General features: G+C 39.1%; 17 protein-coding genes and 1 pseudogene. 4 read left to right on the top strand and 14 right to left on the bottom strand.

The genetic code is table 11. From position 1 onward, the window contains the following. Positions 1 to 42 precede the first annotated feature (42 nt). Together RFW85_RS20000 and RFW85_RS19995 are read right to left on the bottom strand one after the other, a co-directional pair. Complete coding sequence (locus RFW85_RS20000) at positions 43 to 4,551, bottom strand: translocation/assembly module TamB domain-containing protein (protein WP_170248112.1); 4,509 nt, start codon at positions 4,549 to 4,551, stop codon at positions 43 to 45. Between the two features lie 26 nt (positions 4,552 to 4,577). Beyond that, positions 4,578 to 7,082: pseudogene (locus RFW85_RS19995) on the bottom strand (autotransporter assembly complex family protein); the annotation flags it as partial. A 397-nt stretch (positions 7,083 to 7,479) separates the two neighbouring features. On the opposite strand from RFW85_RS19995, the gene RFW85_RS19990 reads away from it, so the two are divergent. Both RFW85_RS19990 and coq7 read left to right on the top strand, forming a co-directional pair. Then, positions 7,480 to 8,802, top strand: a complete 1,323-nt coding sequence (locus tag RFW85_RS19990) for an MFS transporter (protein WP_170248111.1) — start codon at positions 7,480 to 7,482, stop codon at positions 8,800 to 8,802. A 3-nt stretch (positions 8,803 to 8,805) separates the two neighbouring features. After that, on the top strand, positions 8,806 to 9,441 hold the full coding sequence (gene coq7 / locus RFW85_RS19985; protein ID WP_170248110.1) for a 2-polyprenyl-3-methyl-6-methoxy-1,4-benzoquinone monooxygenase: 636 nt from the start codon (positions 8,806 to 8,808) through the stop codon (positions 9,439 to 9,441). Positions 9,442 to 9,486: 45 nt separating this feature from the next. On the opposite strand, the gene RFW85_RS19980 is transcribed toward coq7, so the two are convergent. Beyond that, the gene (locus RFW85_RS19980) at positions 9,487 to 10,035 is read right to left on the bottom strand and encodes a DUF2799 domain-containing protein (protein WP_170248109.1); all 549 of its coding nucleotides are present in this window, start codon (positions 10,033 to 10,035) and stop codon (positions 9,487 to 9,489) included. Positions 10,036 to 10,442: 407 nt separating this feature from the next. On the opposite strand from RFW85_RS19980, the gene RFW85_RS19975 reads away from it, so the two are divergent. Further along, on the top strand, positions 10,443 to 11,867 hold the full coding sequence (locus RFW85_RS19975; protein WP_170248108.1) for a glutamine synthetase family protein: 1,425 nt from the start codon (positions 10,443 to 10,445) through the stop codon (positions 11,865 to 11,867). Between the two features lie 77 nt (positions 11,868 to 11,944). Here the strand turns inward: RFW85_RS19975 and RFW85_RS19970 are convergent, their stop codons facing one another. The 9 genes from RFW85_RS19970 to RFW85_RS19930 all read right to left on the bottom strand — a co-directional run bounded on the left by RFW85_RS19970 (position 11,945) and on the right by RFW85_RS19930 (position 22,921). Next, positions 11,945 to 12,661, bottom strand: coding sequence for a response regulator (locus tag RFW85_RS19970; RefSeq protein WP_000625746.1), 717 nt, complete (start codon positions 12,659 to 12,661; stop codon positions 11,945 to 11,947). A gap of 11 nt (positions 12,662 to 12,672) precedes the next feature. Beyond that, entirely contained in the window at positions 12,673 to 15,327 is a 2,655-nt protein-coding gene (locus RFW85_RS19965; protein WP_170248107.1) for a sensor histidine kinase KdpD, read from the bottom strand. A 38-nt stretch (positions 15,328 to 15,365) separates the two neighbouring features. After that, positions 15,366 to 15,968, bottom strand: coding sequence for a potassium-transporting ATPase subunit KdpC (kdpC, locus tag RFW85_RS19960; protein ID WP_170248106.1), 603 nt, complete (start codon positions 15,966 to 15,968; stop codon positions 15,366 to 15,368). Positions 15,969 to 15,981: 13 nt separating this feature from the next. Beyond that, on the bottom strand, positions 15,982 to 18,021 hold the full coding sequence (gene kdpB, locus RFW85_RS19955; protein WP_170248105.1) for a potassium-transporting ATPase subunit KdpB: 2,040 nt from the start codon (positions 18,019 to 18,021) through the stop codon (positions 15,982 to 15,984). Positions 18,022 to 18,029: 8 nt separating this feature from the next. Then, positions 18,030 to 19,739: a potassium-transporting ATPase subunit KdpA gene (gene kdpA, locus RFW85_RS19950; RefSeq protein WP_170248104.1), complete on the bottom strand. Its 1,710-nt coding sequence runs from the start codon at positions 19,737 to 19,739 to the stop codon at positions 18,030 to 18,032. Positions 19,740 to 19,997: 258 nt separating this feature from the next. Then, a complete protein-coding gene (locus tag RFW85_RS19945; protein ID WP_170248103.1) occupies positions 19,998 to 20,435 on the bottom strand; it encodes a 2-amino-4-hydroxy-6-hydroxymethyldihydropteridine diphosphokinase in 438 nt (145 codons plus the stop codon). Next, the gene (folB, locus tag RFW85_RS19940) at positions 20,392 to 20,772 is read right to left on the bottom strand and encodes a dihydroneopterin aldolase (RefSeq protein ID WP_170248102.1); all 381 of its coding nucleotides are present in this window, start codon (positions 20,770 to 20,772) and stop codon (positions 20,392 to 20,394) included. The genes RFW85_RS19945 and folB overlap by 44 nt, the downstream gene beginning before the upstream one ends. A 15-nt stretch (positions 20,773 to 20,787) precedes the next feature. Then, positions 20,788 to 22,086: an AarF/ABC1/UbiB kinase family protein gene (locus RFW85_RS19935; RefSeq protein ID WP_002119658.1), complete on the bottom strand. Its 1,299-nt coding sequence runs from the start codon at positions 22,084 to 22,086 to the stop codon at positions 20,788 to 20,790. Between the two features lie 58 nt (positions 22,087 to 22,144). Then, positions 22,145 to 22,921, bottom strand: coding sequence for a HesA/MoeB/ThiF family protein (locus RFW85_RS19930; RefSeq protein ID WP_170248101.1), 777 nt, complete (start codon positions 22,919 to 22,921; stop codon positions 22,145 to 22,147). A 170-nt stretch (positions 22,922 to 23,091) separates the two neighbouring features. Here RFW85_RS19930 and RFW85_RS19925 point away from each other — a divergent pair, with 170 nt between their 5' ends. After that, the gene (locus RFW85_RS19925; RefSeq protein ID WP_170248100.1) at positions 23,092 to 23,670 is read left to right on the top strand and encodes a flavin reductase family protein; all 579 of its coding nucleotides are present in this window, start codon (positions 23,092 to 23,094) and stop codon (positions 23,668 to 23,670) included. A 90-nt stretch (positions 23,671 to 23,760) separates the two neighbouring features. Here the strand turns inward: RFW85_RS19925 and RFW85_RS19920 are convergent, their stop codons facing one another. Beyond that, positions 23,761 to 24,897 carry an acyl-CoA dehydrogenase family protein gene (locus RFW85_RS19920; protein ID WP_170248099.1) on the bottom strand — a complete coding sequence of 379 codons (1,137 nt, stop codon included), beginning with the start codon at positions 24,895 to 24,897 and terminating at the stop codon, positions 23,761 to 23,763. Positions 24,898 to 24,916: 19 nt separating this feature from the next. Then, positions 24,917 to 25,687 (bottom strand): 3-hydroxyacyl-CoA dehydrogenase, encoded by a 771-nt coding sequence (locus RFW85_RS19915; protein ID WP_170248098.1) that lies wholly within the window; start codon positions 25,685 to 25,687, stop codon positions 24,917 to 24,919. Positions 25,688 to 25,758 lie beyond the last annotated feature (71 nt).

Here is a 25,758-nt window from a genome sequence, read left to right as displayed (position 1 = left end):
CTATAGTGGGCTTTTAATTTATTCATTATTGGTTTCAACCAACTAAAAGCGCCAGTTGTAGAAAAGATCGATTGCTCTTTCTAAAGATTGACTTGCTTCTAAGTATAAACGTCGATTCATTTGATAACGTAAAGTGAGTTTATTTACAGGAGTAAACACCCCAACACCATAACGAATAAACAGATCTGGTGTGATATAACCCGTCAAACTCACTTGCGTGTCATCACCTGTACCTTGTGCATCTAAAGCTAAACCGCTCAAACCAAACGTACGTCCAATCTGGTTAGTTAAAGCACGTGTACCACCCAAGCCCATACTAATCCCTGCGGCAGCAATGGTGTTATTTACATCGGACTTAAATCCTTCTGCATTACTTAAACCACTTGAACCTTCATTAATACGACCAGTAACAAGCGCATTCAATGCTTCTTGCTCAGATAGACCCGCATCATTATAAACCTGAATGTTTGGTGATGTCGCAGTACCTGTAACACGCACCCCAACCATACTTCCCTGAACATTTTTATTCGCATCTATATCTAAAGTCGGGTTAGCCAATGGTCCATTAAAACGGGCAATTGCTCTGTTCAAATCTAGACTTTGTCCATAGGCTTCGATTTTCACTTTTTGGCTGACACCAATCGCCCCGTTAGCTCTCATTGCCGTCTCATAGCCACGTTGGCTTAAGTTGAGACGACCAACTAACGGAATATTACTATTAAAGCCTTGGAAGATGACTTGTTTTCCAATATTAACAGCAATGTCAGCTCGAATATCCCAAGGTTTAGCTGCCCGTAAAATTGCAAGTGGGTCTTGACCTTGGCGTACGATACGGACATCTGATGACGTATTAATGATAGGAGCAGTTGTTTCTGGCATTGATATACGTGCACGAGGAACATCTACTGATCCTTTTAAGCTTAAACGCTTATCAAAAGGATACATATCAAGTGTCAGATTTGGATTGGCAATTGCAGTAATTAATGGCGCTTGGCGTACTAGTAAATTATCACCTTTAAGATTTAATTGAAGGCGCGGCGCATCTTTCCATTCAAAACTACCTTTAAGCAAGCCTACACCTTGCCCACTGTTAAATGCCCCATCAATTGTTGCCATATCCTGACGAATTGATGAATACACTTGAACATTAGTTAAATTTACTGGCAGAGAAATCATGCTGATCGCACCATTTTTCAAACGCATTTCACCAGTAAACTGAGGTTGAGTTAATGTACCGTTGACTTTACCAGCCAAAGCTAACGTCCCACTCATTGAGCGAACATCTTGAATAAATGGTTTCAAGACTTTTAATTGGACATCATTAAAGGCCACTTCACCATGCATTGGCATTGAAGACTCAAATGGGTTGATAATAACGTTCGCATAACCCGTACCAATATCTGGGGCTTTAACATCAACACGGAATAGCAGACCCTCTGATACACTTTTTGCAACCACCCCTAACTCATCATAAGCCAGAGTAGTTGCAGGATCTTGTGGATCTTCAGCAGCTAAACCGATTTCACCTTTACGTGTAATTAAACGTGCATCAAGTTTTGGATTACCACCATTTACCCACGATGCCTTAGCGTAACCATTTAATTGTCCAGTCATCGCTAAGCCTTCTGGCATAAATGCCGCGAAGTCGCTTAAATCCATGTTCTGAGTTACAAAGGAAACATTACCTCGTGCTTTACTCACTCTTACAGGCTGATCAAAACAGAGCTGACTATTAGTACTTTGCCAGCAATGTTGACCCACATATAGCTCAGATTTCGCCGAAGAAAAAATTACCGGAGCATTTTGATTTTGTGCCAGACGGATTCGTCGTGAATCAAAACTTCCTTTCTGGATTTGTCCTAACCAATCATTATTTTGGTTAAACCCACCTGCCAACTGAACATAGAACTTGGAAATATTATTATTGCCGAGCACTTTCAATAAATGGGCTTTTCTTGTTCCTGTCAAATTCACTTCAGCAGATTGAATTTGTCTATTTCCACTACGCAAATTATTTAATTTTGCGGTTAATTGAGTCGGTGTTGTTTCCGATGTTGGAAGCTCACCCTGAATACTCAATCTCTTCACACTTACAAGTGTATTAAAAGCAAAATCATCTACGGCAATATTGGCTGTTGCTTTTAAACGTGGTTGTGATTGAACATTCAAATCACCATAAGCTCGACCACGCAGCCCTGGATATAATTCATAGAGTGCTGGCGCATTCAGCTTAATTTTTAGATTTTGTGCGTTGCCAGTAGCTTGTAGCTGGTTCTGTCCATACACTAAAAATAAGTTATTCGCTTCAAATTGCTGAGGTAAAAAGCCATTTTGATTAGAGTCCATCAATAGAGATAGATTACCTTTACCTCGAACAGGTTTATTATTTAGAAACCCTGCAAGATTCAATTGCTGAATATTAATTCGCTTCAAGTGATCAGACCAAACGCCTTGAGTTTTCAGGTTTCCTGAAATTTCACCTTTAATAGTTGAAGCAAAATATTGAGGCTTAAAGCGTACTAATGAACTATTAATATCCCATGCAATGCGGTCTTTTAAATTTACAGAACCTGTAGCATAGATTTTTCCAGCCACACCATCGTGTTGTAATTGGCTAATTCGAATAAAATCTGGCGTGCCCGCTATAGATAACTTCAATAAACCATTTGCCTGTTTTAAGGCTTTTAAAGATCCGTCATAATTAACCGCAAAGCCTTTAAAACCGCCACCAGCTTTAACATCATGAAATAATAGTGCTGCTGTACTTTTTCCGCCTAAACTTACAGTTTCTTGACCTGCTTGAGCCAATCGACCCGTTAAATCAATTTTCTCAAACTGAATAATTTGCTGGTTTGGTTTAGCAAAACCATTTGCCTTAATCGAACCGTTTAACAGATTAACTGGTGCTGCTGCTTGAATACTTTGCGGATTAAAATCTTTTGCATTTAATAAAGCATTCCAAGCGAGCTGACGTTTTTCAGTAGGTAATAAAACTTTAGCCTGACCTGTTAAGCTACCTTTTTCAGCAGCAAAACTAAAATTAGGAACATTTAAGATATTATCTTTAATATCCAGGTTGGCTAGATATTGTCCTGCTGGCAATAAAGTTTTTTCATGCTGATATACTTTTGTAGCAACCTTAATATCTTGTTGACCATCACGTAATGTTAAATCGACTTGACCATTTTCACTACTTAACCATCCAATATAAGGCATTGCACGGTCTATATTCGCCCACGCCACATTCATAAGCATTGGCTGAGGTTTATTATTTTTTTCAGGTGCCTGATTAAGCTTGAGCTTCCACGACTCATAACGGTCAAAGTCAACATTAGCAAATACTTCTGTACCTTTTTCTAAAGAACCAGTTGAAGCAATAGCAGCATCTAAACTTGGCGGTAAAAAGTCTTGCACCACCTGAGGAATTGCTTTGTCCTTAGGATTAATGCGATCTAAACGACCTTTGATGTCCCAAGTAACATGATCTTTCCAATTTACCAAACCTTTAAGATTAACGGCACCTTTCATAACTTGGCCGTTGAAATCTGTAATATTAAGCTGATGAACTAAATCAGTACTCATTAAAGCGTTGTACTGGCCTTCAGGTAAGTTTTCACCCTTTAAATCTGTATCAAGTGCTAAATTAAGTTGTTTAATATCACCTTGAAACTTGATCACACCATTTTTTGCAAAGAGTTTTTGTTCTTGTAGCAAAGGTAAATGATAGTTTTTTAATAATAATTCACCTTGCATTGGAACTTCATCACGAACAGGATGTAAGATTACCCAACCTGTTAATAAATCAGGAGTAGTTGTTGCAACCCCAGCTTTTAAAGTATCTAAACTTCCGCGAGCAGCAACTTTAATATTTTGAATATTTAAACTTTTTAAAGATGGGATTCTTAAATCTGCCGTGGCATCTAGTGGATATTTACCACTGAAATCCATTTTACCAGTTGCGTTGTGAACTGAAAGATAGCCCATATCCATACTGGATTTTTCAAATTCTAGTTTTGTCTCCGACCAGAGCGCATCTTGCAAATGGACATTATAGAAACTTACATCTGAACTCGACAATTTAAGCTCTAAATGATCAACATCCGCTTCATCTATACGTAAAACGAATGGCAATTTGATTGGTTTAAATTCAAACGGTTTACCAGAAGGCGGAGTTTTATTAATAATGCGCAAGTTGCGTACATCTGCATGGCTTAAATGTACTTCTTTTTCTAATAATAAAGAGCGCCACCCTAAGCCTACATCAGCTCGATCTAATGCAACATCAACGTCTTTTAATTGCACCAACACATTTTTGAGAATAATGCCTCGCAATAAGTTGCCGCCTTCGTATTCATATTTAATTATTTTCTGAGCTTCTAAAACCCGATCTAATAAAAAACGGCTTCCGCGATCCGTTGACATCATGATGACTAACGAAGAAGCCAATAATAACAATATGATTAATATCGTCAGCAAGAAGCTACGCAAAATGCGACGCTTCTTCTTAGGAGAGCTTGGTGCCGAAGTGGGCTGCTGTTCTACTTCCGCCATAAAATAAACCTAATGAAATTTTATTTTTAAAGTTGTGGGCCTATAAAGAAATGTAAACGAATCGGATGGTTTTCATCTGAAATACCCGAAGCGACATCTAAACGAATTGGTCCAATTGGAGACTTCCAGCGAATTCCGACCCCAACGCTATAAGCTGCTGGATTACTGAAATCTTTATCGTAAGCATTACCAAAGTCAGAGAAAACAGCTGCTCGCCATCCGTCTTTGAACTGATAGTTATATTCTAAAGAGCCTACAGCTAAAGCCTGGCCCCCAATTTTATATCCATCTACTTCTGGAGAAAGACTTTTATAGTCAAATCCACGAATCGTTTGGTCACCACCTGTAAAGAATCTAAGATTGTATGGAACTTTGTCAAAGTCATCTGTAAAGATATAACTAAGGTCAGATCTTCCAACGAATTGGTGATCATCATTTTTACCTAGAGAATAAATAAATCTCCAGCCTGCACTCGCAATTGCCATATTGGCATCAGACAATAAACTCTCGCTACCTAATTCTAATTTATAAGTTTGTTTAAAAGCTTTTGTTGGGTTTAAACGTGTATTACTTGAGGTTTTAGATGTTTCATAACTAAACAATAATGCTTCTTGCTCAGATGCAGCTGTTTTAAAAGCATCTGGTAATTCAGAAATATCAACATTACCTTTTTGGGTCAAACGATCTAAACGATAACGAACACCAATCGTATGTTGCCAATTTCCTAAGGGACGTTTGATTACACGTTCACCACCAACAACTGCTGATTCAGTTAACAAACTTACATCCGGTCCGATATCATCCCGTGTTTCACGCTCATAACCGCCGACGATATTGAAATAGTCATTTAACGGATGTTTATAGGGAATACTATACCGTCCATCAATCGATTGACGAATTTCCGAAACCTCTAAGTTGGCATCAAAAGAATGACCATATTTATTTACAATAGCGCGGCGATACTGACTACGTAAACGTGCGCCAGTATCAGTTCCATAACCGATACCAGTTTCCAAACTATTTAGCTTGTCAGCATTTAAAGTCACAATAACCGGAATTCTTTTTGTTTCACGTGCTTGGGCTTGTAAACGATCCTGCTCTGTTTCTTGTTCATCTTGTTGAACTGAGGCACGTTGTAACATCGCTGTTTGAGGCTCTGTCTCTTTTGAATTTTGTGTTCCCGCAAACTGTTTTTCATCGACTACGTTTTGCGTAACTTCTTGATTGGATGTCGCTAATTGTCGTGCCTTCGCAAGTTGTCGTTGCTCTGGTGAAAGTAAATTAGACTCATCAACATCAATATTTTGCTCATCGACCAAAGCTTGTAAATCTGGCGGTAGCTCAAGTTGCTTTTCAATTGGATCTGGTTTGATGCTGTCAACCAAAGTGTAATTAAAATAACGTGAGTTAGTTAGATTATTTGCTAGTAGATTTACACGCCAGAAAGCATAGTCATCGCCTTCTTTCCAAGGTGCCATACTTTCTAAGATATTTTGATTTAATGGCAAAGGTTTCGAGGGATCGCTCATACGAAACTCGACCTTATCTAATTTATAACGCTCACCTGTCTCATAGCGCAAATTGATATCGGCCTGATTTTCAGGTTGACTTACTTTTACATCATGCAATCGCCAATAGGCATCAAAATAACCATTATTAGATGCTGCATCAACAATACGGGTTTTAGTAGTTTCATATAAACCGTGATTAAAGATATCGCCCACATCTTGATCGGGAACTAAACGAATAACCTGAAATTGCGGCTGCTTTTCGCCTGGACCTGTAAACTCAATATTTTGCTCATTAATTCGTACTGGCTCATTTGGTGTCACTCTGACACGAACACGACTCGGACTTAATTTTTCAAATCTGAACTCAGCATTATAATAACCAACCGCTTGAGCAGCCTGATTACTTAATGTTCTAAGTTGAGGTAAAGCAGCATTGAAATCTTCAAATGACTCTTGGGTAAATGTTGACAACTTACCTTTAATATTTTTAGCCAACACATCTGAAGCGCCTACTACCTCTGCACTAATACGTGGAACTTGTTCCATCGGAATTGCACGCGGCGGACGTACCTTATTTAAAATACGCTTAAAGAAACCAGCTTGCTCAGGTGGTTCTTCAACCTCTGGTGTCAATTCAGGCAGTGTTTTCCCAGTCTCATTGGCTTCGACTACAATCTTACTGTCAGACTTAATTTCTTGCATAAGCTGATCAATATTTACAGGTGCCTGATTAATTTGATTTAATTCAGATTGAGTTGCATCGCTTACAGTCACTTCAGGGAGTTTCTGAGTCCCATTTTGAAAGTTCTGTGCTTCATTCTTTGCTTCTTCCGCTACCCTATAAATTTCATTTGCCATGTTTTGATCAACAGGCATATCGGGTAAATCTTCAAGGTTATCAAGAGTAATTGGCTTAAATTCATCAATTTGATTTGGAAATTGTTCTTGTTGTTGCAATATAGTCAAGCTATTTTGTTGCTGCTGAGCTTGGGTTACAAGTGTAGCGATATCTGTAACTGGAGCAGTATATTGCTCATTAACCTGAGCTGACTGTTCAGTTGACTCCTCAGATACTGTCTGGTTTAAAGTAGTTGACGAACTGTTCTCAACAGAAGTTTGAGCAAAACTTGGCGTTACACAAACGCTTAACAACAAGCTGCTACAAATAAGTTTAGGAATGCCCTGCATTTTTAAAATTAAATGCATAGAATGTGAGAGAGTTGACTGTTTAAACTTAATTTTAGAAGGCATAGAAAACTCTAGACTTATTTTTTAATAAAACGCACCAATGTGAGTGTAAAACTCACTCAAAACCATTGATTTTTCATTTAATCAAGCGTTAAAAATATCATACATGGTTTTCAATGCAAATTAACACTCGGTCACATTTTTTTATAAAACACAATGAAGTTTGCACATGATGAAACAAGATGAGCACCTGATGACCTCACGTCGGTTTGTACCGATGTTTTTTACCCAGTTTTTTGGCGCATTAAATGATAATGTTTTTAAGCAAGCTTTATTATTAGTGATTACTTATGGATGGATTCAGCAACAATCTGCTCCTGTAAGCACTCTTAATAATTTGGCAGCTCTCTTATTTATTCTGCCATATTTCTTTTTTTCAGCCACAGCTGGACAAATCGCTGACAAATACGAACGATCTCAACTCGTCCGTGGTATTAAAATTTTAGAAATCATCATTATGCTCATCGGTACTGCGGGTTTCCTGTTAGGAAACTTATGGCTACTTCTTTTTGCTTTATTTTTAATGGGTACGCATTCGACGTTCTTCGGCCCGATTAAATACGCAATTTTGCCTGAAATCTTAAAACCGAACGAATTAATGTCGGGTAATGCGCTATTTCAATCTGGTACATCCATGGCGATCTTATTCGGAATGATCTTAGGTGGTGCCGTAATTGCCTCATCAGATGGAAATTTATTGTGGATTAGTATTACCGTAGTGGCTATTGCTTGCATAGGCTATTTATTTAGTCGCTTCATTTTGCCACAAAAAGTTGCTGCACCTGACTTAAAGATTGACTGGAATTTTATCCGTACAAGTTTCCAGACCATTAAATATGCTAAAAGCTTACCGTTAGTATTCACAATTTTGCTAGGCAACTCATGGTACTGGTTTTATGGCGCGACTTATTTAACTCAAATTCCGCAGCTTACCCAGCAAAACCTTCATGCATCAGAAAATGTTGTTAGCTTGTTACTGACTTTCTTTTCAGTCGGTATTGGTGTGGGTTCTCTTCTTTGCCGTAAAATTGGTGGTTCGGAAATCAACATTAAAATGGTGCCGATTGGTGCAGTTGGCCTTACTGTTTTTGCGCTCTACCTTGCTGCCAGTTTAGCTTTTGTACCAGAAAGAACCGGTGCATTACTTACCTTAAAAGACATTTTCACCCAAGGCTGGGTTTACTATCATGTCATGATTGCTGTGACTTTATTGGGGATTAGTGGCGGTTTTTATATTGTTCCCCTATATGCCATGATGCAGGCTTATTCACCACGTTCACATCGTGCACGTGTTGTTGCAGCGAATAACATCCTAAATGCCGTTTTTATGGTTTCTTCTGCATTTTTTTCAATCTTGATCTTAAGTGTTTTAAAAATTGATATTAAAATACTATTTATTATTACAGCTGTACTTAGTGCAATCTTTAGTATCTGGCTTCTCGCTAGACTAAAACCAATGCTTGCCACAGCCCACCTTTCTTTAGAGGACTAATTTATGCGCCACTATACTGGAATTGATCAACTTATTAACTCATTTGATCAGGCATTGCGTAGTCTTGTTCCGGGTGCAACAGCAGCACAGCGTCAAAATCCAGCTGAAACAGTAGAAACAAAACTTGGTGTGGAAGATGCTCGCCATGTCGCAGGTTTAATGCGTGTTAACCACAGTGGTGAAGTATGTGCACAAGCCCTTTATCATGGACAAGCATTAACAGCGAAATTGCCAAATGTACGCAAAGAAATGCAACAAGCAGCAATTGAAGAACAAGATCATTTAGCGTGGTGTGAAGTTCGTTTAAAAGAGCTAAATAGTCATACCAGTTTATTAAACCCAATTTGGTATGGGCTTTCGTATGGCATGGGCGCACTTGCGGGTATTGCAGGTGACAAATATAGTTTAGGTTTTGTGGCCGAAACGGAGCGTCAAGTCAGCCTTCATTTACAAGACCATTTAAAACAGTTACCAGCACAAGATGAACGCTCGCGCAAAATTCTAGAGCAAATGAATGAAGATGAATTGCATCACCGTCATACTGCACTTGAAGCAGGCGGTGTTGAATTACCATATGCAGTAAAAATTACGATGACTGCTATTTCAAAGTTAATGACAAAAACCAGTTATTATCTTTAAAAAAACAAAGGATTGATCACATTCGGATCAATCCTGTTTTAAATATTATTTTAACCCATGATCATATTTGAAACGTTCGATATCGCGAATTGAGTTCCAATAGTTTCTGTTAATGCGGTCACGATCAATTTGTAATTCTCTTAAAAGCTTACGATAACGTTCACGCTCTTCTGGCTTTAATTTTTCGTTATAAGCACTGTCAGAATATTGCTTAAACTTCTCTTCATAACGATCATATTCAGCTTTTGCATTGTAGTAATCGGAAGCTGCTCGATAATAAGGTCTTAAACGATTACGCTGCTCAACTGGGCATACATTAATATTGCCGTTACCCTCTAAAGCGTTATAAAAAATATTTGATGGCTGGCAATAATACCCTAAGCCCTCTTTATACCCACGTTCATATGACTTTTGATCTGGAACAATATTGGCTTTTCCACACGCTTTGTAATATTGATCTAAACGTGGCGAAGACCCCTTTGAACCATCTTTCTCACCCACTAATGACCAATTCGCAGTCTTACATTCTTCTACGCTCATTGCAGCGCAACCTGAAAGGCTGATTGCTAAAATGGCTAAACCGATATTTTTCATATTAAGAGAACTCAAAAATAAAATTTAAAAAAACGCAAAAAATAAAATTCCAGTACATGTGCTATATAAGCCTTGCTCAATTCAAGATTTATAAATAAATGTTTAACTGGATAAGCATTTAAGTTTAAAGCAGTTTGACCATCTCACCAAATGAGAAGCTTAAATTTTTAGCTTTGTTTAATTTAAAAAAGAGAAATCCATAGAATTTTGTAATGCACTGACTGCTCTTATACGCTAATTTTACTTTAAAAATTGATTATAAAAATTAGACTCAAGGCATTGATTGTTAATAAATAAAAATAATAAACCCCATGAAAAAACCTTTCATCATTTTACTCTTTTTTTACGAGATTAACTTCAAAGGCTACGTTAGCATTTTAGCTAAATAACCACCAAGGTTTTTTATAATGAGTACACTTATTTACCCAAATTTAAACTTAAAAGATCCTCACTTTAAGGCATTTAAAATATCAGATAATTTTATTCCTCCGACACAATCTGGTACTTTCCAATCAGATCTTTTTTTAAAAGAAGTTGATGAATATTTAAGTTTATATCCACACACTCAGCACATTGATATTTGTCTACATGACTTAAACGGGCATATTCGTGGCAAACGTATTGACGTTAAGAGTCTGAAAAATCTATCGAATGGATGCTATTTTCCTCTTTCTGTTTATGCCATGAGCCTTGATGGAAAAGTGATTGAAGAAACAGGCTTGGGAAAATATATTGGTGAACCAGATAGACTTTGTCTGCCCATTTTAGGGAGCTTGCAACCCAGTGCCTTATCCCCAGAATTAAATGCTCAACTTTACCTATCAATGCAAGAAGAAGATGGTTCAGACTGTCGCTATGAACCACGTAATATATTAAAAAAATTATTAAATCAGTTACATGCTAATAATTATTTCCCTGTAATGGCTGCCGAGCTAGAGTTTTATCTTTTCTCACCTCAACATCAGTCTGAAACATGTATAGAAAACCAATGTTTTGATATAGATGCGCCAAATAATTATCAACAAGTCCTAGATGAAGTTGAAAAAGCTGCCCTACTACAATCTATTGAAATTACAGCTATTGTTGCAGAGTCATCCCCTGGACAATATGAACTAAATCTGCGACACAGCCATGACATTTTGAAGCTATGCGATCAAATTAATGCTTTAAAAAGAATTGTAAAACAAGTCGCAAGAAAGCATGACTTAACTGCTTGTTTCATGGCGAAACCGAACTTATCAAAGGCTGGTAGTGGTATGCATTTTCATATGAGCATGCTTAATCAATACCATGAAAATATATTTAGTTCAAAAGTAGAAAAAGATGAGCTTTCAGTCAAATTATTGAGCGCGATTAGTGGCCTAATTGAGTTAATGCCTGCATCTATGGCGATTTTAGCGCCTAATATTAATTCTTATAGACGTTTTAAAATTGGTCATCACGTGCCATTAGAAGCCAATTGGGATACTAACAACCGAAATGTTGCAATCCGAATTCCATGCTCAGATGTACAAAATCAACGCTTAGAATATCGTGTTGCTGGAGCGGACTGTAATCCCTATCTGGTTACAGCGACTATTTTAGCGGGCGTATCTTATGGCTTATCTCATAAATTACCGCTGCCAAAACCTGCACATCTTTTAAAGTTTCCAGACGAGCACATTTTATTAGCCAACAATCAGCCGGAAGCCTTAAAAATATTTAAAGGAAGTCTTATTTTAAAAGGGTATTTAGGGGCAGACTTCGTCGAACATTGGTACACGGTTAAACAGGCTGAATATCAAAGTATTTATAGTCAAATGACTGAAGCAGAACAACATTGGGATATATAAATAAAAAGAGCAAAAAAACTATAAACCACTTTGCAAAACCTTAGGGAGAAATACCCTAAGGTTTTTTTTATATCTAATTAATGATTTTTCTGTTTAGCTAAAAAACGTAACCCAACACCTGGTTCAGTAGCAATATAACGTGGCTGAATTGCGTTATCCCCCAGTTTACTGCGTAACTTGCCCACTAAAATACGTAAATAGTGCGTATCTTCCTGATGGGTGGGTCCCCATAGCTCTTTTAAAAGCTGAGGCTGTGTTAAAAGCTGCCCTTGATAGCGCATTAATAACGTCAAAAGTTGAAACTCTTTTCGAGTTAAAGTAATTGGCTGTTGCTCGATCCAAACTAATCGTTGCATGACATCAACCTTGAGATAACCATCGTCATATACATGGGCTTCTTGCTGAATAGGTTGATTTCTTAAAATGACACGTATGCGCGCCAAAAGCTCTTGCACACTAAAAGGTTTGGTCATGTAGTCATTTGCACCTGCGTCTAGCAAGGCAACTTTTTCATATTCATCAGCACGTACAGATAACACAATAACGGGAACATTCGACCAGCTACGTAATTCTTGAAGCACTTCTTTTCCGTCTAAATCGGGTAAACCTAAATCTAAAATAACCAAATCAGCCCCTTGGGTTGCCAATGCCTCTAGGCCTTTGTAACCCGTTTCACAGAGCGTGGTTTTGTATTTTTGAGTTCTTAAAGCAATGTCTAAAAATTTACGGATTTGAGGCTCATCATCAATAATCACAATACGTGTTTCTACAGGTGATGTTTCTGAACTTATCATGAATTTACAACTTATTCTTTTACTGGATGAATGGGTAATTTGATTTGAATTAAAGTACCTTTATTTTGGCGCCCTGAAAATGCTTCTATTGTACCCATATGAGCACCAATAATCGCTTTTACAATTGTTAGCCCTAAACCTGTACCGAATTTTCCACGGTCTCCACGCTCCATAGTATAAAACATATCGAAAATGCGGTGTCTTTCGTCTTCAGGGATTCCCGCACCTCTATCTTCAATTTCAATTTTTACTTCATCTTCTGACAAAAGTTGAGCACGAATCATGACTGGCTCATCGGGAGGTGAAAAGTTTGCAGCATTTTCTAAAACATTAAAAATAGCTTGTTCTACCAGTGCTGGGTGGACATACAAACTAATCTGTTGCTCAGGTAACTGAATTACCACTTGCGTATCTGGTTTATAACGCTTTAACCGGCGGGTTGCCGAACCAATTAATTCATCTACACCAATCCAATCTCTTTTTAAAGTTAGACCTTCGTGACCTAAGCGTGTCATATCAAGCAAGTTTTGAATATAACGGTCTAAGCGCTCACCTTCTAAATGAATTGTTTCAAGTAAATCTTGCTGGTCTTGTTCGGACATATCAGCTTTAAAATTCGCAAGTGTGTCTGCTGCCCCAATAATAGAAGCGAGTGGCGAGCGCAAATCATGCGATACCGAAGATAATAAAGCAGAACGTAAGCGCTCTGTTTCACTGGTTACTTTTGCTTGTTCAAGTTCATTGACCAATTGGGTTCGAAGTACAGCCTGTGCAATGTACTCAATTACACTTTCAGTCAATTTCTTTTGCTCAAAATTTAAGGAAACCACTTCATCATTAAAGTAAATTCCTACAATACCTAGGCTATTTTTTTGTTCTAAAAGTGGTAAAAACCACCAGTTGGATTGACTCAGAGTATCGGTAAAACGTCCGCACGGTTGTTGATGTTTTAAGCACCAATCTGCCGCGACTTTTTCTTTATCGTTTAACTCTATATCAGATGAAATGACTCTATCTTGAATAGAAATCCACACCTTAGTTTGAAGTTGGGTTTCTAAAGTCATTCGTCCTGTTTGCATAACTTCTTCAAGATTTACTGCACTAGAAAGTTTACGTGCTAAGTCTTGCATTACCATAGTGTAAGCATTTGCAGCTTTTAAGGATAAAACCTGCTGACGTAATTGAGAGGCCAACCGTCCAGCAATTAAAGCAGCCGCAAAAAAAGCAACAACAGTGACCACGCCTTGGTGTGCTGAAATTTGTAAGGTAAAACGTGGTGCAATAAAGAAAAAATTATAGGCTAAGAAACAGATTAAAGCTGCGACTACAGCAGCGAGCATTCTAGTTTTCGTCGCTACAATTAAAACTGAAATAATGAAAATGACAGAAAAGTCTTCAATACCTAAGAGAACTTCGGCAAAGTGAGCTATAAAAATGCTGGCACATGTTACCGCTAAAACAAAAACACTTTCTTTTAATGATAAAAATGAAGGCTTTTCAAGTTGAGTTATCTTTTTAGTGCCCTGTTCTGGGTGCAAAATCGTTAAAGCAATCGAGTTTTCTTGATTTAATAATTGCTGGGCTAAATTTTTCTTAAATAACTTTAACCACCACGGCGAAATACTTTTGCCAATAACCAGATTTGATATTCCTCGATCAAGCGCAGCATCCATTAACACCGAAGCAACTCGTGGCCCATATAAAACTTCGGTCCGACCGCCAAGTTGTCGAGCCAACTCAAATGCACGGTCGATTTCAATATATTCTTTTTTATATGAATTTCCTGAACTCTGTCCAAAGTCCAAACTTTTAGCAACATTCACTACAGTCCATGTAGCACCATTACGTTCTGCTAAACGACAGCCTGCTCGCACTAAATATTCAGAAGAGCCTTGCCCATCTATCGCAATCATCAATTCATTTCGCAACGATATAGATTTCAAACCCTTTGAGGCATAACTCTCTTTTAAGTCTGAATCGACATGCTCAGCAACGCATTGCATTGCCAGTTCACGTAATGCCGTTAAATTTGAAATACTAAAAAAGCCTTGTAATGCCAGATTTGCTTGCTCTGGCACATAGACTTTTCCTTGATGGAGCCTTTCAATAAGCTCACTGACGGGTAAATCTATTAAGCGAATGTCTCGAATACGATCAAATACCCGATCTGGTACTGTTTCATTTACTCGAATGCCTGTAATTTGATAGACCACATCATTTAAGCTTTCTAAATGTTGAATATTTATAGTGGTGAATACATCAATACCTGCGTCTAGCAACTCATTAACATCTTGCCACCGTCGTTCATGACGACTATTCGGTACGTTACGATGAGCCAACTCATCGACCAAAACGATTTGCGGATGCCTAAGTAAAATAGCATCCAAGTCCATTTCTTCTAAAATATGCCCCTGATATTGCATTTCCTTTCTAGCAATTTGAGGCAAGCCTTCCAAAATTTTTAGAGTTTCTATTCTTCCATGGGTTTCAACAATACCCACAACAACATCTGTGCCCTGTTGAAATAACTCTTTGGCGCGGGCAAGCATGGCATAGGTTTTTCCGACACCAGGTGCCGCACCTAAAAAGACCGTTAGTCGACCGGCTTGATATCTGTTGACATGATTTAATAAGGCTTCAGCCTGATTTTCGCGATTGCTTTGCACTTGATATCATCCGGTAAACTAACAACTTTATTTTTAAGTTAATGTGTAGATTGTAATTGATCTAAAGCAATATTGAGCTCTAATACATTAACACGAGCTTGTCCTAATACACCAAACTGCATCGGTTCAATATGCTTTTGCAATAGCCCTTCCACAATCTTAGGGTCTAAATGGCGCGCTTGAGCCACTCGAGCCACCTGTAACTGAGCGGCTTCGGGACTAATATGTGGATCGATACCACTACCAGATTTAGTCACCAAATCACTTGGAATAGGTGTATTGCCCGTGTGATCTTGTTTTTTCACAGCAAGAATCTGAGCATCAATTTGTTGCTGCAGTTCAGGATTAGTACGAGCTAAATTTGTACCTGCCATAGCCATCGGGTCATAAGCGACTGCTGAAGGACGTGGATGAAAATAAGCCTCTCCAACAAATGGCTGAGCGACTAATTTTGACCCTAAAACTTTATGATCTATTTCAATCAAACTACCATTGGCCTGATTATTGAATAAAACCTGTCCAGCGCCAGTAGCGATAGCACTATAAGCACCACAACCAACTAAGGTAAAAATTAGAAGTCCGAAAGATGCTCTTAAGGTCTGCCCCCAATTTGCTTCTGAATTTTGTATATAAGTTTTCATTTCAAACTCCAGATTACAAACCAAATAATTGAACAATCACAACATCAATCGCTTTAATGGCAATGAATGGTAGAACCACACCCCCCACCCCATAAATCAACATATTCCGACGTAGTAACTGAGTTGCAGTCGAAGGTTTAAATTTCACACCTCGAAGAGCAATTGGAATTAATAACGGGATAATGATCGCGTTAAAAATTAATGCAGATAAAATCGCGCTGCTTGGACTTGCTAAGTGCATCACATTCAATACTTGCATTTGTGGAATCGCAGCAGCGAACAATGCAGGCAAAATGGCAAAGTATTTAGAGACATCGTTTGCTAAAGAAAACGTTGTTAAAGCACCACGGGTAATCAACTGTTGTTTACCAATTTCAACCACAGCAAGTAGTTTGGTTGGGTCAGAGTCTAAATCAACCATATTGCCAGCTTCTTTTGCAGCTTGTGTGCCCGAATTCATGGCTAAACCAATATCTGCTTGCGCTAATGCCGGAGCATCATTGGTTCCATCACCAACCATAGCCACTAAACGGCCTTGTTGTTGTTCAGTACGAATACAGGCCAGTTTATCTTCCGGTTTTGCTTCAGCAATATAGTCATCTACACCAGCTTCAGCAGCAATCGCGGCAGCAGTTAATGGGTTATCACCTGTAACCATGACGGTTTTGATGCCCATTTCTCTTAAACGGGCAAAACGTTCTTTAATGCCGTGTTTAATCACATCTGAAAGTTCAATCACACCCAACACATGATGTTGATTAGCGACGACTAAAGGTGTTGCACCTTTTTTAGCAACTTGTTCAACACGCGCTTTTAACTCTAAATCTTGAGAATAATCTTCATCTACAAACTTCAAGATTGCATCTAAAGCACCTTTACGAATTTGGTCACCACTCGGTAAATTCACACCAGAAATTCGAGTCGAAGCACTAAAAGAGATAAATTCGGCTTGCTCAGGTTCTTGCTGTTTTAGACCTTGCTCTTTTGCTAACTTAACAATCGATTTCCCTTCTGGTGTTGGATCCGCAAGTGAACTTACCCAAGCAGCAGCTCTCAACTCAGACTCGGTTACCGAAGTTAAAGGATAAAAAGAAGTCGCTTGACGGTCACCATAGGTAATGGTTCCTGTTTTATCGAGTAAAAGCACATCAATGTCACCCGCAACTTCTACCGCTTTACCTGATTTTGCCAAAACATTGGCTTTGAGTGCACGGTTCATCCCCGCAATACCAATCGCAGGTAACAAGCCACCAATGGTTGTTGGAATTAGGCAGACCAATAACGCTACGAGCACCACCGGATCAAGTTCAACATGCAAATAATTAGCAATAAATGGCAAGCTAATCACGACAATTAAAAACGTGAGTGTCATCACCATTAACAAAAAGCCAAGTGCAATCTCGTTCGGAGTTTTCTGGCGATTTGAACCTTCAACCAAAGCAATCATACGGTCTAAGAAACTTTGACCAGATTCCGCAGTCACTTGCACAACAATACGATCTGTAAGAACTTTAGTCCCGCCAATAACACCTGAACGGTCAGTTCCAGCTTCACGTAATACGGGTGCCGATTCACCTGTAACAGCCGATTCATTAATGGTGGCAAAACCTTCTACAATTTCACCATCGGCTGGAACAAGCTCACCTGCATGAACTTCAATAAAATCATTTAAATGAAGTTCGGTCGCTGCAACTTGAGTCGCTTGACGGTCGGTCAAAGAATTGAGTCTTCGAGCAGTTAAGTTTTCTCTTGCTGCACGCAATGAAGATGCCTGACCACGACCTCTAGCCTCTGCAACAGCTTCAGCATAATTAGCAAATAAAATGGTAATGAACAGGATAGCTGTTACTGCCAAACCAAATAAAAGTGTGGTATAACCCAAAATGGTACTGATTCCAGTAACCACTGTCCCAAGCCATACAATTGCCATCACAGGGTTTTTAATTGCATGTTGTGGTAGCAATTTCACAAATGCATTTTTCCAAACTTCAAAATTTGGTACTGCCATTGTTTTTTTATGGCTATTTACATGAGTTTGTATATTCATTTTCACTCGCCTCCTTAGCCTTTAACCAACAAAAGTTGATCGGCAATAGGCCCAAGGACAAGAACTGGCATAAATTGTAATAAGGTAAGCAACACAACGATCGTAATCAGCGTTAAAGCAAAGGTTGGCGTTTCAACTTGAAGACTACCTGCTGTTTCGGGTGCTTTTCTTTTTGCTGCTAAACGTGTCGCAATCATTAATGGCAAAATTAAGGTCGGAAAACGTCCTAACAGTAGAGCGATACTACAAGTGACATTCCACCATACAGTGTTGTCTCCAAGACCTTCAAAACCTGAACCATTGTTGGCAAATGCAGAAACATATTCGTAGAACACTTGGCTAATACCATGTGGTCCTGGATTGCTGATGCCTGATAGACTCGGAATGCTGAGGGTTAATGCAGTAAAGGCAAGAATAACCAGCGGTTGAATCAAGATAATAATCGCGAGTAACTTAATTTCTGCGGCTTCAATCTTGCGCCCAAACAACTCAGGGGTACGACCTGTCATTAAACCAGCAATAAATACTGCGAGTAACAGATAAATCATGAACTGTTGCAGACCACAGCCCACACCACCCCAAATCGCATTAATCAGCATGTTGATGAGTTCGACTAAACCAGTAAGCGGCGCAGAAGAATCATGCATCATATTGACCGAGCCGTTATTCACCTGTGTAGTAAGCGCTGCCCAAACTGCTGATGCTGCTGGTCCAAATCGTTGTTCTTTACCTTCCATTACGGCAAGCTGAGATGCTGTCGATGACATACTCTCAGACCAGACAGCAGCTGCACCTGAAATAATCGACATGAAAAGCATGCTGCCAAACACAAAGTAGGCAAATTTTTTACGCTGAGTAAAATGCCCTACCATAAAAATGACTGTGATTGGAATAAGTAAAATCGCAATCATTTCTAGTAAATTAGAAAGTGGTGTTGGATTTTCTAAAGGCACAGAACTATTTGGACCATACCAACCGCCACCATTACTACCCAATTGCTTAATCGCTACCATTGGCGCAACTGGCCCTAAAGGAATTTTTTGAGTTTCAACGCTATTGGCTTTATCAATAAGTTGTACTTCTGGCCCACCTTGGAAAGTTGCTGGCACGCCTTGGCTGTTAAGCAACAATGACCAGACAAAACAGAGTGGAAGCAAAAAGCGAACTGTAGGACGAATTACATCTGCCCAATAGTTCCCAATTAAAATTTGATCTGGCTGCTCGGCAACATCGGCCGTAATATGGCTTGGACGCTGATAAAAGAAAGCTCTTAATGTTGCAACAACCAAAGCCAGCCCCATCATTGGAGTAATGACTTGCAAACCTACAATACCTGTCATTTGCGACAAATAAGATAATTGAGCTTGACCAGAATAATGCTGTTGGTTGGTATTAGTTAAAAATGAAATAACCGTGTGTAACGCTAAATCCCAACTCATATTTGGTGCATGGTTAGGGTTTAATGGTAGCCATGCTTGCGTCATAAAAATAGTAAGAATAGCCACTGCAAGAAAAATACAGCTCACAACAAATGATAGAGAATATTGTTTCCAGTTCATTTGTTGCTGTGGAGAGACACCTAATAAGCGGTATACAGGATTTTCAATCCAACGAAATAATCCATCACCCCACATCGGCTCATTCGCCATCACTTTGGATAGATATTTACTGAGGCACCATGCTAGAAAAATAGCAATAAATAAAACAAGTATAAGTTCTAACATGGCTATTCTCCTCTATACCCCTTGGCTTGATTTGCCAAACTGGAAATAAGGAGAGATAGAGAAATATCATTTGTTTTAAGTCCGCATAAGACAATGCCAGACTGATGCAAGATGCGCATTTGAGAATTTATAAGCATCTTTATTGTCCTGAAATAACACTAATTTAGTGAATTTCAGTATCGATAAAATGCCCGTAAATTCTCTATTGAGGAAGTCAAAGACCGCGTAAAGTTTGCGTAAAATCTAGTTTGAAAGGCATTAAACTTTAAAATTAACGACTGGATAAAGTGTGCTATCAGCCTTTAAGGTCTCACAAGGCCAAAGTTCATATAAAGGAATTTTTACATCGAGTGCCAAAGGTAGCTTTTTAAAATTAAATTGCATATGGTCCAGATCACTTCCCCATGCAATCAAATCTACATCTAAAGAAATATGATGCGACGGACGAACACGCCCCGAATCTGTCTCAAGTTTCTTTAGAAAAGATTCAATTTGGTCACACGATAAAGTGCTTTTTAATAGACATGCTGAATTCCAATAATCATCTCCAATACCATCTCGGCATGGAATTTGATAAACAGATGAAAACTGCACTTTCCCCAATGTTGCCAATTGCGTATAAGCAAAAGTAAAGTGCTGATCTGCGTCTAAATTACTCGCTAGGGCGAGCGCAAAAATTGTTTCTGGTGCGTTCAAGACGAATTCCTACAGCATTTGCTTCTGCAATGATGGCTGGCTTACGGATGGTTATGGTAATTTTTTCAATTGATGGAAAGGTTTCAAACAAACATTGTAAAACCAGATGTGCTGCATGCTCGATTAATTCAGGTTTAGCTTGTTGAATGTTTTGAGCCGATAACTCACAAATCTGCGCATAGTTGAGAGTGTCCTCAAGCTTGTCAGACTCTGCTGCTCGGCTCAAATCATTATGGATGGTTAAATCCAACATTAAAGGTTGAATGATTTGTCTTTCCCAGTTGAAACAGCCAATCACTGTCTCAACTTTCAAGCCTTCAATAATAATGGCATCCATAAATTTAAACTGACCTTAGTGCTTTAATAACGAAGCAGGTTCCATATTTTGAACCATTTTCAAACGTTGGTCTGCATAAATATCAGTATATGGTGCGAGTACGCGCATAAAACGATCGAAATAAAGCATTTGCTTAAATAATAAGGCAAAATCACGTGGGAATTTAATCCCGTGGCGCTCGCCTACACCTACCATATCCATCATAATGTCATTTAAATCGGCTGGATTTGAAGACAAGATCTGTTGCGGATCGGCCATTAATACGCCATTAAACAAACGCTCTAGATCTTGAGCCAACACCTGAACGTCAATTTTGTTATGTGTCATGCCCATTTTCAGCATATTTTCAGCCATTGCCTGATAATCAGTTTTTTGTAAGGCATCCATAAATGCAATACATGCAGTCCAAACTTCAGGTTTTAACTGTCCCACGATACCAAAATCGATAAAACCAATACGCCCATCTTCAAGCAACATTAAGTTCCCAGCATGTAAGTCAGCATGGAAACTCTTACACAACATGAGACTACCAAACCATGTATTCATAGCAGTAATCAGTACTTGCGATGGATCTTTAGCATATTGTTTTACGACACTAAAATCTGTCAAAGACACACCGTATAAACGCTGCATAGTTAAGACACGGCGCGTAGAAAACTGATGATAAACTTTAGGCGCTGTCGCTGCTTTATTTTGTGAAATATTAAGATATTCCACAAAATCATCTAGGTTTTGTGCTTCTTCAATGAAATCGACTTCACGGACCATACGGCTTTTAATTTCATCTACAATTTCTGAAAGAGCTGCGAATTTGATCTTTGGTACTGCGCGTTCAAGCAGCTTGGCAGCCCAATGCACCACACTTAAGTCCGTATATAAAATGGTTTCAACGCCAGGCTTTTGTACTTTAATAACCACATCTTCACCTGTAGTCAGCTTAGCTGCATGAACCTGAGCAATTGAAGCAGAAGCTAATGGCTTTTCATCGATGTAGCTAAAAATCTGGCTTAAATCACGTCCTTCAAACTCAGATGCAAGCACACCTTGAATATAACTAAATGGTAGTGTTGGTGTCTGGTCTAAACAACCTTGAAATTCTTCTACATATTCACGTGGGAAAAGCGATGGCGTACTCGCAATAAACTGACCAAGCTTAATATAAGTTGAACCAAGGGACTCAAAAGTCTCTCGCATGAGTTTGGCATTACTTGGTTTTTCAGTTGCGTATTTAATTCCAGCTTTGGCGGCAACCACTGCTGTTTCACCAATGCGGGCGACTGAACGTAGCCCATCAAACAAAATATTTTTTTTCATATTTCTTCAAAACCAAATCATTCAGGTTGAGTGTAGCAAATTTTGTTTAATTTACTGATTAGCTTGCCTGACAAAGTGGGCAATTTACATCTTTATCAAAACTAACAATACGTTGTGTCATATTTAAACCATCCCACAATAATAGTTTCTGCTTTAAAGGTACACGATTTAAACCTAAATACAGCAAAGTGTGATGTGATTGTAATGACGCTATCATTACAGGGGTGGTTGCAAGTACCCCTGACTCTGCACAGCGCAGCCCTTCATTGCTATGCTGTTCTTTCGGAAAAAGGCATTCATAACAAGCTGAATCACCTTCAACCATAAACATTTGCGCCTGAAAACCAATTGCTGAAGCGCTAATTAATGCGACCTGATGTTTCTTACAAGCTGCATTTACCAGATAACGGGTTGTAAAATTATCGCAGCCATCTAAAACCACATCTTGGTGTTCAATAAGTCTATCAATGTTATGTTCGTCTAAACGTTCGTTGTAGTATTCAACACAGATATAAGGGTTAATTTTCTGTAACCGTTTAGCCAAAATCTCTGCCTTGTAGCGACCAATATCTTCATGACCAAATGCGATTTGTCGTTGTAAATTACTTATCTCGATCGTATCTGCATCAATCAATGTAATTTTCCCAACTCCTGCTCGCGCTAGTAATTCCGCACTGGTACAGCCTATTCCACCGGCACCGACAATCAGTACATTAGCAAGTTTGAGTTTTTCCTGAGCTTCAATATCCCATCCATCAAGTAAAATCTGACGGCTATAGAGATGCATTTCTTCATCACTTAACTCTACAAAATCGATATCTTGAAGCTCGGTCACGCGTTAATCCTTTCACTTAGAAGCCAAGTGATTTTATGATTAAGTTCGTTATTATGAAAGCTATAAAATGGAAACAACTTTTTTTATTCGGTTAATACCCTATCACATTACTTCTCTCACACTTTCTGCAACAATAACGCTATCTATTTTCTGTATTACTTAGGCTAAATATGTCCCAATCATATATTGCACCTGTAGAGTTAGAAAAAGCTTATCGTTTGTTAAATCATGGTCCAACTGTCCTTGTTTCCGCACAACATGGTGACGACCGTAATGTAATGGCCGCCGCATGGGCATGTGCCTTAGAATTCAAGCCAGCCAAAGTATCCGTTGTTCTCGACAAAAGCACTAAAACACGACAGCTCGTTGAGCAAAGTGGCTATTTCACACTACAAGTTCCTTGCTATGCACAGCTCGATCTAACTCATCAACTTGGTACCATTAGTAAGTTGGATGATCCAGAAAAACTTGAGCATTGCGGTGTTGAGCTATTCTATCAAGAAGGCCTTACCAGCCCACTTGTATCAGGTTGCGTCGCATGGCTTGTATGTAAACTTATTTCTGAACCGCATAATCAATCAGCTCATGATTTATTTATTGGTTCTGTTGTAGGTGCATGGGCAGATAGCCGTGTCTTTAGAGATGGGCACTGGCATTTTCAAGATGCACCGAAAGAACTTCGAAGTCTGCACTATATTGCTGGAGGAACCTTTTATTTAATTGGTGAGGAAGTCAAAGCTCAAATTTAATCATTAAAAAGTGAGTTTCATTTAATTGCAAAAAACCGCATAACAATTGCGGTTTTTTGCAGCCAGTGACTCTTTTTTAAAATCTAATATTTAAACTTGAGCCACTTCGCGAGCAATCACCAAGCGTTGAATATCCGAAGCACCTTCATAAATCTGGCTTACACGAACATCACGATAAATTCTCTCTACAGGGAAATCACTCACGTAGCCATAACCACCATGAATCTGGATCGCATCCGAACATACTCGCTCAGCCATAGTTGATGCAAATAGCTTTGCCATTGAGGCTTCTTTTAAACAAGGCAGCCCAGCATCTTTTAAAGTTGCAGCATGCAAAACCAACTGATGCGCAGCTTCAATCTGGGTCGCCATATCGGCTAACCGGAAACCAACCGCCTGATGCTGAACTAATTCGACTCCAAAAGCTTTACGCTCATTTGCATATTGCACAGCTGCATCAAAAGCCGCTCTTGCCATACCCACCGATTGAGCGCCAATACCAATACGTCCAGCCGCCAAATTAGAAAGTGCAATTTTATAACCTTCACCTTCTTGACCCACCAAATTTTCTAAAGGAATCCGGCAGTTTTCGAGAGTAATGGTTGCGGTGTCCGAAGCATGTTGACCCATTTTGTCTTCAATACGAGTCACTAAATAACCTTGTGTATTGGTCGGTACAAGAAAGCACGAAATGCCTTTTTTGCCAGCCTGTTTATCTGTAACCGCAAGTACCAAAGCCACTTGGGCATTTTTGCCACTGGTAATAAATTGCTTTACGCCATTGAGTACCCAATGGTCGCCATCTCGCTCGGCTTTACATAGAATTGCGCTCGCATCGGAACCGACATGAGGCTCAGTTAAACAAAAACATCCTAGCCATTCACCAGATGCAAATTTTGGCAAATAGGTTTGTTTTTGCTGATCCGAACCATACGCCAGTGTAATACCGCAAATCAATGAATTTTGAACACTTACGATAGTCGAAATAGCACCATCACCTGCGGCAATTTCTTCAATTGCAAGCACCAAAGATACATAGTCCATTCCAGCACCGCCCCATTCATTTGGAACGGTCATGCCCATAGCACCTAGTGCCCCTAAATCTTTTAATTCCTGAGCAGGAAACTCATGGGTTTTATCGCGATGTCCGGCTGTTGGTTTTAACTGATTCTGCGCATAGTTACGCATCATCTCCTGAACCATACTTTGCTCAGCATTTAAGATCATTTCCGCATCCTTATTTTTATTATTTTGCTGCCATACGAATTGCACCATCTAGACGGATGACTTCACCATTTAAGTAAGAGTTTTCAGCAATATGTGCCACCAAACGGGCGAATTCTGCTGGTTTTCCTAAACGAGATGGATATGGCACCATTTGTCCCAAAGCATCTTGCACATTTTGTGGCATGCCCTTAAGCATTGGGGTTTCCATAATTCCTGGCGCAATGGTCATAATACGAATAGCATGTCGCGCTAGCTCACGAGCAATCGGCAAAGTCATCGCCACAATAGCGCCTTTAGAAGCTGAATAAGCTGCCTGACCAATTTGGCCGTCAAATGCCGCCACAGACGCAGTGTTTACAATCACACCACGGTCTTCTTCACCTTCTTCAACCGTGTTTTTACTCATTACATCTGCTGCAAAACGCAGCATGTTAAATGTACCTGTAACATTAATATTTAAAGTCCTTGAAAATAATGCCAAATCATGTACGCCTTCACGACCAACCACTTTTGCAGAAGGGCCAATACCCGCACAGTTAACCAAACCATGCAAATGACCATGTTTGACCAACATATCTTTAAAGAACTGTTCAGCAGCAGCTTCATCGGTTACATCAAGTCTTACAAAGTCAGCTTTTGGCCCCAACTGTTTCGCTTGTTGCTCGCCTGCTTCTATATTCATGTCTACCAAGGTAACCGAAGCACCTTGCTGGACTAAATACTCAGCTGTTGCAGCACCCAAACCTGAGCCACCACCTGTAATGACGAAATGTTTCCCTTGAATTTTCATTATGTAATGTCCTATAGAAATGTTCTTTAAACTTAGTAGTGAGAGTAAAAGTTGTTGTTTTCCGATACAAT

This window comes from Acinetobacter sp. 12966 (assembly GCF_031196995.1).
GTDB lineage: Bacteria > Pseudomonadota > Gammaproteobacteria > Pseudomonadales > Moraxellaceae > Acinetobacter > Acinetobacter geminorum.
This window is presented reverse-complemented; position numbering and strand designations above follow the sequence as displayed.

What these genes read in the sequence shown, in the direction of transcription:
- RFW85_RS20000 (WP_170248112.1), bottom strand. Translation starts at nt 4,551, where the DNA reads ATGGCGGAAGTAGAACAGCAGCCCACTTCGGCACCAAGCTCTCCTAAG.
- RFW85_RS19990 (WP_170248111.1), top strand. Translation starts at nt 7,480, where the DNA reads ATGATGAAACAAGATGAGCACCTGATGACCTCACGTCGGTTTGTACCG.
- coq7 (WP_170248110.1), top strand. Translation starts at nt 8,806, where the DNA reads ATGCGCCACTATACTGGAATTGATCAACTTATTAACTCATTTGATCAG.
- RFW85_RS19980 (WP_170248109.1), bottom strand. Translation starts at nt 10,035, where the DNA reads ATGAAAAATATCGGTTTAGCCATTTTAGCAATCAGCCTTTCAGGTTGC.
- RFW85_RS19975 (WP_170248108.1), top strand. Translation starts at nt 10,443, where the DNA reads ATGAGTACACTTATTTACCCAAATTTAAACTTAAAAGATCCTCACTTT.
- RFW85_RS19970 (WP_000625746.1), bottom strand. Translation starts at nt 12,661, where the DNA reads ATGATAAGTTCAGAAACATCACCTGTAGAAACACGTATTGTGATTATT.
- kdpC (WP_170248106.1), bottom strand. Translation starts at nt 15,968, where the DNA reads ATGAAAACTTATATACAAAATTCAGAAGCAAATTGGGGGCAGACCTTA.
- kdpA (WP_170248104.1), bottom strand. Translation starts at nt 19,739, where the DNA reads ATGTTAGAACTTATACTTGTTTTATTTATTGCTATTTTTCTAGCATGG.
- folB (WP_170248102.1), bottom strand. Translation starts at nt 20,772, where the DNA reads ATGGATGCCATTATTATTGAAGGCTTGAAAGTTGAGACAGTGATTGGC.
- RFW85_RS19935 (WP_002119658.1), bottom strand. Translation starts at nt 22,086, where the DNA reads ATGAAAAAAAATATTTTGTTTGATGGGCTACGTTCAGTCGCCCGCATT.
- RFW85_RS19925 (WP_170248100.1), top strand. Translation starts at nt 23,092, where the DNA reads ATGTCCCAATCATATATTGCACCTGTAGAGTTAGAAAAAGCTTATCGT.
- RFW85_RS19920 (WP_170248099.1), bottom strand. Translation starts at nt 24,897, where the DNA reads ATGATCTTAAATGCTGAGCAAAGTATGGTTCAGGAGATGATGCGTAAC.
- RFW85_RS19915 (WP_170248098.1), bottom strand. Translation starts at nt 25,687, where the DNA reads ATGAAAATTCAAGGGAAACATTTCGTCATTACAGGTGGTGGCTCAGGT.